Annotated in this window: 12 protein-coding genes; 2 read left to right on the top strand and 10 right to left on the bottom strand. The window is 72.3% G+C overall.

Annotated elements, in window-relative coordinates:
- Nucleotides 1–20: 20 nt before the first annotated feature.
- From GQQ93_RS01960 to GQQ93_RS01915, 10 genes are all read right to left on the bottom strand, one after another.
- Nucleotides 21–2,135: an iron ABC transporter permease gene (locus GQQ93_RS01960; RefSeq protein WP_157422526.1), complete on the bottom strand. Its 2,115-nt coding sequence runs from the start codon at nucleotides 2,133–2,135 to the stop codon at nucleotides 21–23.
- Nucleotides 2,107–3,075, bottom strand: a complete 969-nt coding sequence (locus GQQ93_RS01955) for an iron-siderophore ABC transporter substrate-binding protein (RefSeq protein WP_157422525.1) — start codon at nucleotides 3,073–3,075, stop codon at nucleotides 2,107–2,109. The genes GQQ93_RS01960 and GQQ93_RS01955 overlap by 29 nt, the downstream gene beginning before the upstream one ends.
- A 73-nt stretch (nucleotides 3,076–3,148) precedes the next feature.
- Entirely contained in the window at nucleotides 3,149–4,018 is an 870-nt protein-coding gene (locus GQQ93_RS01950) for an ABC transporter ATP-binding protein (protein ID WP_157422524.1), read from the bottom strand.
- A gap of 57 nt (nucleotides 4,019–4,075) precedes the next feature.
- Nucleotides 4,076–5,500, bottom strand: coding sequence for an amidase (locus GQQ93_RS01945; protein ID WP_157422523.1), 1,425 nt, complete (start codon nucleotides 5,498–5,500; stop codon nucleotides 4,076–4,078).
- A gap of 57 nt (nucleotides 5,501–5,557) precedes the next feature.
- Nucleotides 5,558–6,136: a GNAT family N-acetyltransferase gene (locus tag GQQ93_RS01940; protein WP_157422522.1), complete on the bottom strand. Its 579-nt coding sequence runs from the start codon at nucleotides 6,134–6,136 to the stop codon at nucleotides 5,558–5,560.
- Between the two features lie 64 nt (nucleotides 6,137–6,200).
- A complete protein-coding gene (locus tag GQQ93_RS01935) occupies nucleotides 6,201–6,896 on the bottom strand; it encodes a uracil-DNA glycosylase (RefSeq protein WP_157422521.1) in 696 nt (231 codons plus the stop codon).
- The gene (locus GQQ93_RS01930; protein WP_157422520.1) at nucleotides 6,896–7,612 is read right to left on the bottom strand and encodes a Type 1 glutamine amidotransferase-like domain-containing protein; all 717 of its coding nucleotides are present in this window, start codon (nucleotides 7,610–7,612) and stop codon (nucleotides 6,896–6,898) included. The genes GQQ93_RS01935 and GQQ93_RS01930 overlap by 1 nt, the downstream gene beginning before the upstream one ends.
- Nucleotides 7,609–8,124: a phosphoribosyltransferase gene (locus GQQ93_RS01925; RefSeq protein WP_157422519.1), complete on the bottom strand. Its 516-nt coding sequence runs from the start codon at nucleotides 8,122–8,124 to the stop codon at nucleotides 7,609–7,611. The genes GQQ93_RS01930 and GQQ93_RS01925 overlap by 4 nt, the downstream gene beginning before the upstream one ends.
- Before the next feature lie 71 nt (nucleotides 8,125–8,195).
- Nucleotides 8,196–8,984, bottom strand: coding sequence for a potassium channel family protein (locus GQQ93_RS01920; protein ID WP_157422518.1), 789 nt, complete (start codon nucleotides 8,982–8,984; stop codon nucleotides 8,196–8,198).
- 1 nt (nucleotide 8,985) lies between these two features.
- Nucleotides 8,986–9,771 carry an SDR family oxidoreductase gene (locus GQQ93_RS01915; RefSeq protein WP_157422517.1) on the bottom strand — a complete coding sequence of 262 codons (786 nt, stop codon included), beginning with the start codon at nucleotides 9,769–9,771 and terminating at the stop codon, nucleotides 8,986–8,988.
- Nucleotides 9,772–9,872: 101 nt separating this feature from the next.
- Here GQQ93_RS01915 and GQQ93_RS01910 point away from each other — a divergent pair, with 101 nt between their 5' ends.
- The gene (locus GQQ93_RS01910; RefSeq protein WP_157422516.1) at nucleotides 9,873–10,973 is read left to right on the top strand and encodes an acyltransferase family protein; all 1,101 of its coding nucleotides are present in this window, start codon (nucleotides 9,873–9,875) and stop codon (nucleotides 10,971–10,973) included.
- A 119-nt stretch (nucleotides 10,974–11,092) separates the two neighbouring features.
- A complete protein-coding gene (locus tag GQQ93_RS01905; protein WP_157422515.1) occupies nucleotides 11,093–12,415 on the top strand; it encodes a bifunctional o-acetylhomoserine/o-acetylserine sulfhydrylase in 1,323 nt (440 codons plus the stop codon).
- Nucleotides 12,416–12,519 lie beyond the last annotated feature (104 nt).

The raw sequence follows: 12,519 nt of genomic DNA, 5'->3' as shown, positions 1-12,519 counted from the left end.
TCGGTCGAGGGGTGTGCGGATCAGGCCGTGCGGCGCGAACGCCACAGCAGCCAGACGAAGTACGGTGCGCCGACGACCGCGGTGACGAGGCCGGCCGGCAGCTGGCCCGGCGCGATCACGGTGCGGCCGATGGTGTCGGCGACGGTGACGAGCAGCGCACCGAGCAGGGCGGCGAGCGGCAGCACGAGTCCGTGCCGCGCCCCGACGAGCGCACGCGCGGCGTGCGGCGCCACGAGGCCCACGAATCCGACGACGCCGACGGCCGACACCGCGGTCGCCGTGAGCGCGACGGCGATCGCGAGCAGCCCGAGGCGCGCGTTCCCGAGCCGGACGCCGAGCACCCTCGGGGTGTCGTCGTCGAAGGCGAGGAGGTCGAGCTCCCGACGCATGCCGGCGAGCACGGGCAGCGAGACCGCGAGCACGATGAGGAGCGGGATCAGCTGCGGGAAGGTGCGACCGTACGTCGATCCCGACATCCAGGTGAGCGCCTTCGCCGCGTTGTACGGGTCGGTCGCGATGATGAGCATCGCGACGATCGCCGAGGCTGCCGCCGAGACGCCGAGGCCGACGAGGATCAGGCGGCTCGAGGCGAGCCCGCCGCGCAGCGAGAGTCCGAAGACGATCAGCGCCGCGACCGCCGCGCCCGCGAACCCGCCGGTCGTGACGGCGACGAAGCTCGCGAGCGGCCAGAAGGTGATGACGAGTACGGCCCCGACGCCGGCACCGCCGGTCACGCCGAGGATGGCCGGTTCGGCGAGCGGGTTGCGCGAGACCGCCTGCACGACGGTGCCGGCGACGGCGAGTGCGGCGCCGGCGAGGATGGCGGCCGCCACGCGCGGCGCTCGGGTGTTCATGACGAACTCGACGAGCGGGCCCGCCTGCCCGGTGATCCAGTTCAGCACGTCGCCGCCGAGCAGCTTCGCGTCGCCGAGCAGGAGGGAGACGAAGGCGAGCACCACGAGGAGCAGGATCGACGCCCCGATGACGAGGCGGCGCCCGCGCCGCGAGAGCCCGGCACCGATCACGAAGCCGCTCGCCGCCTCGGAGGTCGCCCGCGATCGGAGTGCGAGCGCGACGAGGAACACCGCACCGAAGATCGTGGTGACGATGCCGGTCGGCACTTCGACACCGGCCTGGCCGCCGAACGCGAGCCTGAGCAGCACGTCGGCGCCGAGCACCACGATGACGCCCATCACCGCGGCGGCCGGGATGAGGAGCACGTGCTTCTGCATGCCCGGCACCCGCACCGCGATGAGCCGCACGATCGCAGGGGCCGAGAGGCCGACGAACCCGATCGGGCCGACCAGCGCGACGGCCGCCGCCGAGAGCAGCACGGCGATCAGGATGCCGATGAGGCGCGTTCGCCGCACGTCGACGCCGAGCACGGTGGCCGTGTCGTCGCCGAGGGCGACGAGATCGAACTGTCGGGCGAAGACGAGGAGTGCCGCGACGGCGACGAGCACGACGGGCGCGAGCTGCGCGGCCGGTCCGATGCCGGTCTGCGCGAGGGTGCCCTGGCTCCAGGCGTAGAGCCCGTTGGTGCGCTCGGGGAAGAGCAGCAGGAGCATGGTCGTGAGCGCGGTGAGGGCGAGCGCGATGGCCGAGCCGGCGAGCACGAGCCGGACCGTGCCGCCGCCCGAGCCCGACGAGCGCGAACCGCCCGCGGACAGGGCGAGTACGAGACCGGCGGCCGCGAGACCGCCGAGGAACGCCACCGCGCCGCCGCCGAGCACGGGCAGCGAGATGCCGAACGCCGCGACCACGACGACGGCCAGGTACGAGCCGGCATTCACCGCGAGGGTGTCGGGCGAGGCGAGCACATTGCGCGACACCGACTGCAGCACGAGTCCCGCGACGCCGAGCGCGATGCCGACGACGACGCCCGCGACCAGGCGCGGCATGCGCGAGGCGAGGAAGACCGCGGCCGACTGCTCGTCTCCGCCGGTGCCGGTGAGGAGGCCGATGAGCTCGGGGAGCCCCACGTCGGCCGATCCCTGGGTGACGTGGACCGCGGCGAGCAGCGTCGCGACCACGAGCCCCAGGGCGATGAGCAGCACGGCGCCGAGCCGGGGGCGGCGGTCGCCCCCGGTCGGCGTCGCCGCCGTCTCAGCCCGCGAGGGTGCTGACGACCGCATCGATGTAGTCGTTCATCGACGACGGGCCGCCGAACATCCAGATGCCGTCGGGCAGGCGGTGCACGTTGCCGTTCGCGACGAACGGCAGCGACTTCCAGACCGCGTTGTCGGCCAGGTCGACGGCGTAGGCGTCGGCCTCGCCGTTCGTGATGTACAGGAACTCGAGGTCGTCGAGCGCGGTCAGGCCCTCGACGTCGGTCGAGCCGAGGCCGTAGTCGGCGTCGCCTTCACCCGTCCAGGCGTTCTCGAGACCGAGCTCCTCGGTGACCGCGGTGAGCAGCGCCCCCTCGGTGAACGGACGGATGGAGACCTGGCCGCCGCTCGCCCAGGAGTCGCTCATCATGAACGGGGTTCCGGCGAGGCCCGCCGCGTCGAGCGCGGCCTTGCCCTCGTCGACCTTCGCGTGGAAGCCGTCGAGGAGCGTCTCCCCCTCCGCCTCGGTGCCGGTGGCGGTGGCGATGCGCTCGAGGTTCGACTCCATCTGTCCGATGGGGTTCGAGGCGTCGGCGCCGCGCACCACGAGCACCGGGGCGAACTCCTCGATCTGCGAGATCACGGTCTCGGGCAGGTCGGTGGTGGTCACGACGAGGTCGGGTGCGAGGCCCGCGATCGCGTCGACGGAGGGCTCGCCGCGCATGCCGACGTCGGTGACGCTCTCATCGAGCGGCTCCGACTGCACCCAGGCGGTGTACCCCGCGACGTCGGCCACCCCGGCCGGCATGACGCCGAGCGCGACGAGGTTCTCGGCGGTGTTCCACTCGAGCGCGACGACCTTCTCGGCCGGTGCGTCGAGCGAGATCTCCTCGCCTCGGTCGTCAGTCACGGTGATCGCGACCTCGTCGCCTGCCGCGGCCTCAGGGGCCTCGGTCGTGCCGCAGCCGGTCAGCAGCAGGAGCGACGCCGCGGCGACCGCGCCCAGGGTGATGACGGGTGTTCTCATGGGGGAGGTTTCCTCACGGATCGGCGCGCAGGCATGACTGACCCGCGCGAGGGGGTGGTGGGGGACGACGTCGCTACGCGACGACGAGTCGTTCGGCGCGCTGCCTCGTGTTGTAGCGACCGATGGGGCAGGTGGTGATGCAGCCGCGCTCGTCGACGTCGACATCGACGCGGATGCCGTAGGCCGAGCTCAGCACGTCGCTGACGAGCACTTCTGCGGGGGTGCCGACGGCGCGAACGCGGCCCGACTCGAGCAGCACGATACGGTCGGCGATCGCGGCGGCCTGATCGAGGTCGTGCAGCACGACGCCGATCGTCACGCCGTGGTCGTCGGCGAGTTCGCGGATGAGATCGAGCAGTTCGACCTGGTAGCGCAGGTCGAGGTAGGTGGTCGGCTCGTCGAGCAGGAGGACGCCCGTATCCTGCGCGAGGCAGGCGGCGAGCCAGACGCGCTGCAGCTGCCCGCCGGAGAGCTCGTCGACCGCGTTGCCGGCGAGGTTCGCGACCCCGGTCAGCTCCATGGCGCGCTCGACGATCGCGGCGCCGCCCGCGTCGCCCGCGATGAAGCGGCCGCGATGCGGGTGCCGGCCGAACTCCACGAGCTCGCGCACAGTCAGTCCGCCGGGGGTCGGCCGGCTCTGCGCGAGGAGCGTGACGCGGCGGGCGAACTCGCGCGCGCTCAGCTCGGCCGCGTCGACGCCGTGCTCGACGAGGGCACTGGCGCCTGCGGCGGCGCCCTCCGAGACGGTGTGCACGTCGCCGCCGGCGAGCAGCACTCGGCCGGAGTCGGGCTGGTGGAGCCGCGCGAGCGCGCGCAGCAGCGTCGACTTGCCACTGCCGTTCGGGCCGACGAGCGCGGTGACCTTGCCCGGTTCGAGGTGGAGCTCCGCGCCGTGCACGACGGGCGTGCCGTTGTAGGAGATCGTGAGGTCGAGACCGAGCATGCCTCCACTATAGGTGAGGCTTACCTAAGTGCGTCAACTCGGCTCGGTCGCACAGGGTCACCAAACCGCCGGATGCCTCGGCGACCGCCGCACGCGACGCTCGAGCTGCGCGGCGAGCGAGAACAGCGTCGACTCCCCGCCGGGCCGCCCGATCAGCTGGACTCCCACCGGCACGCCCGCGTCCGTGAACGAGACCGGCACCGTGATGGCCGGCAGCCCCGAGACGTTCACGAAGGAGGTGAACGGGGTGAACTGCACCTGCTGGGCGAAGTTGCGCTCCCCGTCCTCCGCGTCGTACCAGCCGACCGGTCGCGGCGTGAGGGCGAGGGCCGGGGTGAGCACCACGTCGAACGAGGCGAAGCGCTGGATCACCCGCTGCTCGAAGGCCGCGAGCCACGCGAGCGCCTCGGCGAGCCGCCGGGCCGGCACGGCGCGCCCCCGTCCGAGCAGCCACTGCGTGAGCGGCTCGAGCAGCGCCTCGCGCTCGCCGTCGACCGGGATCGTCGCGGCGCCCGCCTGCCAGATCGTGCGGAACGCGTCGGCGTAGCCGGGTTCGGGGGCCGGCGCCAGCTGTTCGACCCCGTGGCCGAGCCCGTCGAGCACGCCGACGGCGAGCTCGAGCGCCCCCCGCGACGGGTCGTCGATCGTGATCTCGTACGCCTCGTCCCACGGGCTGTCGAGCATGACCCCGAGCTGGAATCGCCCCTCCCCGCGCACGGCCGCCCCGAGATACGGCCCGTCGTCGCCGGGCGCCCGTACCGCGGAGCGGTGACGCGCCGGGTACCCCTCGGGTGCGATGAGTCCGTCGAGGAGCAGCGCCGCGTCGGCGACGGTGCGGGCGATCGGCCCGGCGACGGCGAGACCGGCGAGGCTCGCGAGCCCCGAACCGCCCGGAACGCGTCCGCGCGAGGGCTTCACCCCGACGAGCCCGCACGCCGCGGCGGGGATCCGGATCGAGCCGCCCCCGTCGGAGCCGGGCGCGAACGGCAGCATGCCGGCGGCGACGGCCGCCGCGGCTCCCCCGCTCGATCCGCCGGCGCCGAGCTCGAGATCCCACGGGTTGCGCGCAGGCGGACCGGCGAGCCCCTCGGTGTACGAGGGCAGCCCGAACTCGGGCGTCGCGGTCTTGCCGAGGCTCACCGCGCCGGCCGCGTCGACCGCCTGCACGAGCTGGTCCGACTCCTCGGGCACGTACTCGGCGAAGGCGCGCGACCCGAATCCGGCCGGCACCCCGGCCCGCTCCTGCAGGTCCTTGTCGGCGAGCGGCAGGCCCCAGAGGGGCCGCGAACGCGGTACCTCGCGCTCGACCAGCACGGCGCGCCCGAGGGCGGCCTCGCCGGTGACCGTCGCGAACGCGCCGACCTCAGGGTTGAGCCGCTCGACGCGGTCGAGGTAGTGCGTCGCGAGCTCGACCGGCGACACCTCGCCCCGCTGCAGCAACTGGTGGAGCTCGAGGGCGGTGTGATCGTGCAGCTCGCTCATGTGCTCGAGCCTACGGCGACGAGGACGCTCGGCAGGCGGCCGCCCGTGGCATCCGCCCTATTTCAGCGAGCGCTGCAGCAGCACCGTGCCGAGCCAGCGGTCGAACTTGAACCCGACCCGGCCCATGCGCCCGATCTCGGTGAACCCGAACTTCTCGTGCAGGGCGATCGACGCCTCGGCGCCCTGGTCGGCGATCACCGCGATCATCTCCTTCAGCCCGGCGGCCTTCGAGCGCTCGATGAGCTCGCCGAGCAGCACCCGGCCAAGGCCCTTGCCCGACGCGGCCGGGCCGAGGTAGATCGAGTTCTCGACGGTGAACCGGTACGCCCGCTTCGGCTTCCACGGCGTGACGAGCGCGTAGCCGAGCAACTGCCCCGACGGCGACTCGGCGACGAGGAACGGCATGCCGAACTCGGTGAGCTGGGCGTACTTCGCCCGCCACTCGGCGAGGGTCATCGCGTCCTCGTCGAAGGTGACCGTCGAGTTCGCGACGTAGTAGTTGTAGATCTCGCGCACCGAGGGCAGATCGGCCGCGGTCGCGTCGCGGATCGTGTACTCGAACGGCGCCTCGGCCGGGGGCTGCGGCCGCAGGTGCCGCGGCAGCACCCGCCGTTCCTGGTATTCCTCTTCGAGCATTCCGTCAGCCTACGTCGCCCAGATCACACGCGTGTTTCGCGAGCCGGATGTCTCGAGGCCGGCATCAGCCCGGCAGGCTCCAGTCGACCGGGGCGGCGCCCTGCTCCGCGAGCAGCGCGTTCGCGCGGCTGAACGGGCGCGATCCGAAGAAGCCGCGCGACGCGGACAACGGGCTCGGGTGCGCCGACTCGATCACGGGCGTCTCCCCGAGGAGCGGGCGCAACTGCTGGGCGTCGCGCCCCCACAGGATCGCGACGAGCGGCGTGCCGCGTCCGGCGAGCGCGCGGATCGCGTGATCGGTGACCGGTTCCCAGCCCTTGCGGCGATGCGAGCCCGCCTCGCCGGGGCGCACCGTGAGCACCCGATTCAGCAGCAGCACACCGCTTCGACTCCAGTGGCTCAGATCGCCGTGCGCGGGCGGCTCGATGCCGAGGTCGTCGCGCAGTTCGCGGTAGATGTTCCCGAGGCTCCGCGGCAGCGGCCGAACGTGCGGGTCGACGGCGAACGAGAGGCCGATCGGATGTCCCGGGGTGGGGTACGGATCCTGCCCGACGATGAGCACCCTGACGTCGGCGAGCGGTGCGGCGAAGGCGCGCAGCACATGCTCGTCGGCCGGCAGGACCTCCCGGCCCGCCGCCCGCTCGGCGCGCACGAACTCGCCCATGCGGGCGAGCTGCGGGGCCACGGGGGCGAGGGCCTCCGCCCACGCCGTGTCGATGCGACGTGCGGCGTCGGGCCCGCTCGGCCCCGTCGCCGTCATCAGGCGCCGATCGTCGAGACCAGCACCCCGCCGTCGGCCGGCAGCACCCGCCACACGCTGCCGAAGCCCTCGACCCGCAGCCCGCCTTCGCCGACGATGAGCGCGGTGCGCTCGTCGATGCCGAGCGCACCCTCGACGAGACCCGACTCGACGGCGGCGACGAGGCGCGAGAGGTTGCCGCGCTGGGCGACGTGGGCGTCGATCGCCACGTCGACGAGCCCGATGCCCGGTTCGATCTCGAACTCGGTCGCCGGCTCCCCCGCATCTTCGGGGGCGAGCTGCACCCCGTCGATGCGCGTGCCGCCGCCGAGGGCGCCCTCGGCCGCGACCATCGCACCCGCCGAGACGCCGAGGTACGGCACTCCGCCGGCGACCTGTCGGCGCAGCTCACCGAAGACCGGCTCGAGCCCCGCCCGCACGTGCTCGACGATGCCGCCGCCCACGGCGATGCCGTCGACCTCGGCGAGCGCGGCCTGCGCGACGGGCTCGCGGCCCGGCAGCGCCGTCACCCGCGGCTCGAACTCGCCGGCCGCGGCGAGCACCGCGACGAGCATGCCCGCTCGCTCATCGGCCTCGGGGTGGATCGAGATCACCGCGATGCGCGGGACCGTGCGCCCGGCGGCTCGCGCCCGGGCGGCGGCTTCGCCGAGGAACGGCGCGTACAGCGGGGCATCCGAGGCCGCGAGGGCGCCGCCCCCGACGAGGTGGACGCTCATGCGTCGACCCGCACCGGCGGCTTCGACGACCAGGGGAACACGATCCAGTCGTCGGTGGCGCGATAGCTGAAGTCGGGAACGAGGATCGTGCGCGACTTCGTGTAGAGGGTCGCCGTGCGCACCTCGGCACCGACCTCGGTGAGGAGGTCGAGCACCTTCGCGAGCGTGCGCCCCGAGTCCGAGACGTCGTCGACGAGCAGCACCCGCTTGCCGGCGAGCGCGGGCGCGTCGAGCATCGGCGGGTGCACGATCGGCTCGGGCAGCACCTTCTCGATGTCGGTGTAGAACTCGACGTTGATCGAACCGCACTGCTTCGTGCCGAGCGCGTACGAGATCGCTCCCGCGAGCAGCAGGCCGCCGCGGGCGATCGCGATGACCACGTCGGGCCGGAAGCCCGAGGCGAGCACCTCCCCCGCGAGCGAGCGCGCGGCCTCGCCGAACTGGTCCCAATCGAGGATCTCGCGACGGATGCCGGGGTCTCCGGTCGCCGCGTCATTCGCATCGAACGTCATCTGGAAAGCGTACCCGGATGCTCGGGGCGGTCGTGCTCGCCGAGTGCGCCGGGGTGCGCCGGCCGTGCGCCTCAGTCGTCGCGTTCGGGGAGCGGGTCGTCGGGCGCCTCCGCGAGGATCTCTGAGATGCCGTGCGCGGGCGAGCTGAGCTCGTGCAACGGCTCCGACTCGCCCGGGGCGGGTGCGACGGCCGGGTGCTCGTGCCGCACCGTCGCGATTCGCTCGTTGATGAGCGAGATGATCGTGGCCGACGCGGTGCCCACGATCGCGACGCCGCCGGCCATCAGCAGCACGGCGTAGAGCCGACCGATCACCGTGACCGGGTACGCGTCGCCGTAGCCGACGGTCGCGATCGTGACGACCGCCCACCAGAGCGCCTCGCCGAAGTCGGTGATCGACGCACCGGGGGCGTCGCGCTCGGCCGAGAGCGTCGCGAGCGAGACGAAGTAGATGAAGAGCCCCGAATAGCAGATCGCGGTGACGACGAGGTTGGTGCGCACGGCGGCGCCGGTGCGCCGCTGCAGGTACGGCACCTGGCGCACGAGCACGAGCACTCGGAACGCCCGGAACACCGGCAGGAACGCCGAGAGCACGTCGATCGGGTGCGTCCACACGAACCGCCACCGCCGGCCGTGCGGGGTGAGCGCGACGCGCACCACGAGGTCGACGATGAACACGGCCCAGGTGACGACCAGGACGACGCCGATCAGGAGTCTGGCCTCCGGCGTCAGCTGCTCGACCAGCACGAGCACCGAGTACGCGACGATGAAGGCGATGCCGAGCACGAAGAGCGGCGTCGTCGTGCGCCGCTCCCATGCGAGGCGTCGCGGTGCCGGTGCCGGTGCCGGTTGGCCGGCCATGTCAGTCTCCTTCGCGGCGAACGGCCAGCGGCCCCCGCGCGAGCCGGTGGGGCGCCGCCTGCGCGACGGGTTTCACGACGATGAGGTCGAGGTCGACGTGACGGGGCTTCTGCACCGCGTCGACGACGACCCCCGCGATGTCCTCGGCGGTGAGCGGCTCGGGCACGTCGTCGTACACCGCGTCGGCGCGGGCCCGGTCGCCGCCGAACCGCACGAGGGCGAACTCGTCGGTCTTGACCATGCCGGGCGCCACCTCGATCACCCGCAGCGGTTCGCCGTTCAGCTCGAGCCGCAGCACCTCGGTGAGCGCGTGGGCGGCGAACTTCGCCGCGTTGTAGCCGCCGCCCCCGACGTAGGCGACGTGGCCCGCGATCGAGGTGATGTTGACGATGTCGGCGACGCCGCGCACGGCCGCACCTCGGCGCAGCAGCGGCAGCAGCGCACTCGTCACCCGCTTGAGCGCGAGCACGTTGACCTCGAGCATCCACGCCCAGTCGTCGATCGACGATGCCTCGACCGAGTCGAGTCCCTTCGCCCCGCCCGCGTTGTTCACGAGCGCGTGCACGGGGCCCGTCGCGGCGAGGTGGTCGCGCAGCGCGTCGACGTCGCCCTGCTTCGTCAGGTCGGCGACGAACACGGATGCCCCGGTCTCGGCCTCGAGGGCACGCAGCCGGTCCTCGCGGCGCGCGACGCCCACCACGTCCCATCCGGCCGCGCGCAGTGCCACGACGGTCGCGCGACCGATCCCCGAACTCGCACCCGTCACGACCGCCCGCAGATTCGCCATGCGCCCATTCTGCCGAACTCCGGGGTGGTCCGGCGGGAACGCGGGCGACCGATCGACCGCCGCGCCGCGGCGCCCGCGACGCGGTGCGGTTGAATGGAGTGATGCACACGAGGCTCGAACCCCGCAAGCCGACGCGCAGGCGCGTTCCCCTCTGGGACAACGCCAGATGGATCGCGATCACGCTCGTCGTGATCGGCCACGGCATCCTCCCGCTCATCGGCGAGTCGAATTCGGCGTACAGCGTCTACCTGTTCATCTACTCGTTCCACGTGGCCGTGTTCGTGACCGTGAGCGGCTACTTCGCGAAGTCGGGCCCGCCCAACGCCCGGGCCCTCAAGCAGGTCCTCACCGACATCGTCTTCCCGTTCCTGATCTTCGAGACCATCTGGACCGTGATCCGCTGGGTTCTCGGCGGCGAGTTCGCGATCGACTACACGACCGCCTCGTGGACGCTCTGGTTCCTCATCGCCCTCGCGATCTGGCGCATCGTGCTGCCCTATCTCGTGCTGCTGCGATTCCCGCTGCTCATCGCGATCGCCATCTCGATCGGCGCCGGGTACACCGAGACGATCGACTCGACCTTCGCCCTCACGCGCACCTTCGGAATGCTGCCCTTCTTCGTCTTCGGGTGGAAGCTCAGGCAGTGGCAGCTCACGGGTCGCTGGCTCGAACTGCGGACCGCCGTCGCCTGGCGCTGGCGGGCGGGTGCGATCGTGCTCTTCGCGCTCGTGCTCGCGTTCATGCCGATGACGATCGAGACACTGCGCGACCTGAAGCTGCGCCGCTTCATGCTCTACGACGAGTCGTACGAGGCGATCGGCTACGACGAGCCCTGGTCCGGAGGCATCCGGCTCGTACTGCTCGTCACCGCCATGGTGCTGGCCGTCGCGTTCCTCGTGCTGATGCCGCGCGGCGCGCACTGGTTCACCTCGTTCGGCGGCGCGACGATGTACATCTACCTGCTCCACACCTTCGTGCTCTACCCATTCCGCGAGACCGAGCTGCTCGCGGGCGACCAGCCGTTCTGGGTGCTGCCCGCGATGATCCTGTTCTGCATCGGCATCTCGATCGTGCTCTCGCTGAAACCCGTGCGCCGGGTGTTCCGGCCGCTCGTCGAGCCTCGGGCGCGGTGGCTGTTCCGCCCCGAGCCGTCGACCGCGACCGGCACGCTCGTGCTGCCGCCCGATCCCGAACGGCACTGACCACGCGCTCCTCCCCCGTGACGCCGTGTTGCGGGTTCCGTTGCCCGCGCCTCCGCGCCCGCCTAACGTGACTGCAACACCCGCGGCCCCGCCGCCACCCGACTTCTGAGGAGCCACCCATGAGCGACACCGCCGCCTGGCGTTTCGAGACCAAGCAGGTCCACTCGGGCGCCGCCCCCGACCCCGTGACGAAGGCGCGGGCGACCCCGATCTACCAGACCACCTCGTACGTCTTCGACAGCGCCGAGCACGCGCAGAACCTCTTCGCGCTCGCCGAGTTCGGCAACATCTACACCCGCATCCAGAACCCGACCCAGGCGGTCGCCGAAGAGCGCATCGCGGCGCTCGAAGGCGGCACCGGCGCGCTGCTCGTCGCCTCCGGCCAGGCCGCCGAGACCTTCGCCGTGCTGAACATCGCGCAGGCGGGCGACCACATCGTCTCCTCGTCGTCGATCTACGGCGGCACCTACAACCTGTTCAAGTACACGCTCGCGAAGCTCGGCATCGAGACGACCTTCGTCGAGAACCAGGACGACGCCGACGAGTGGCGCCGCGCGGTGCGCCCGAACACGAAGCTCTTCTTCGCCGAGACGATCGGCAACCCGAAGATCAACGTGCTCGACATCGAGCTCGTCTCGGGCATCGCCCACGAGGCGGGGCTGCCGCTCATCGTCGACAACACGATCGCGACGCCCTACCTCATCCGCCCCTTCGAGCACGGGGCCGACATCGTCGTGCACTCGGCGACCAAGTTCCTCGGCGGCCACGGCACCGTGGTCGGCGGCGTCATCGTCGACGGCGGGCGATTCGAGTGGTCGAAGAACGTCGAGAAGTTCCCGGGCCTCACCGAGCCCGACCCCTCGTACCACGGCGCGAGCTACACGGCCGCGGTCGGCGACGGGCTGGCGTACATCATCAAGGCGCGGGTGCAGCTCCTGCGCGATCTCGGCGCCGCGATCGCGCCGAACAACGCCTGGCAGCTCATCCAGGGCATCGAGACCCTCTCGCTGCGCATCGAGCGCCATGTGCAGAACGCGCAGGAGATCGCGGAGTGGCTCGACGACCACGCCGACGTCGCGAGCGTCAACTACTCGGGGCTGCCCTCGAGCCCCTGGTACGCGGCCGCGAACGCCTACGCCCCGAAGGGCGTCGGCGCGGTGCTCTCGTTCGAGCTCAAGGGCGGCGTCGACGCCGGTCGCGCGCTCGTCGACAACCTCTCGCTGTTCAGCCACCTCGCGAACATCGGCGACGTGCGCTCGCTCGTCATCCACCCCGCGTCGACGACGCACTCGCAGCTGACCCCCGAGCAGCAGCTCACGACCGGCGTCACGCCCGGTCTCGTGCGCCTCTCGGTCGGCATCGAGAACATCGACGACCTGAAGGCCGACCTCGAGGCCGGTTTCGCCGCCGCCCGCGCGGCCACGGAGGCGGCGCGCGTCTGACGCGCCCGATCGCACGGCGGATGCCGCGAGCCGAACCGGCTCGCGGCATCCGCCGTCTTCCGGCCGCGCCGTCCCGCGGTGCGCGTAACAATCGGGCGGGGCGC

The organism is Agromyces lapidis (assembly GCF_009749405.1).
Lineage (GTDB): Bacteria > Actinomycetota > Actinomycetes > Actinomycetales > Microbacteriaceae > Agromyces > Agromyces lapidis.
This window is presented reverse-complemented; position numbering and strand designations above follow the sequence as displayed.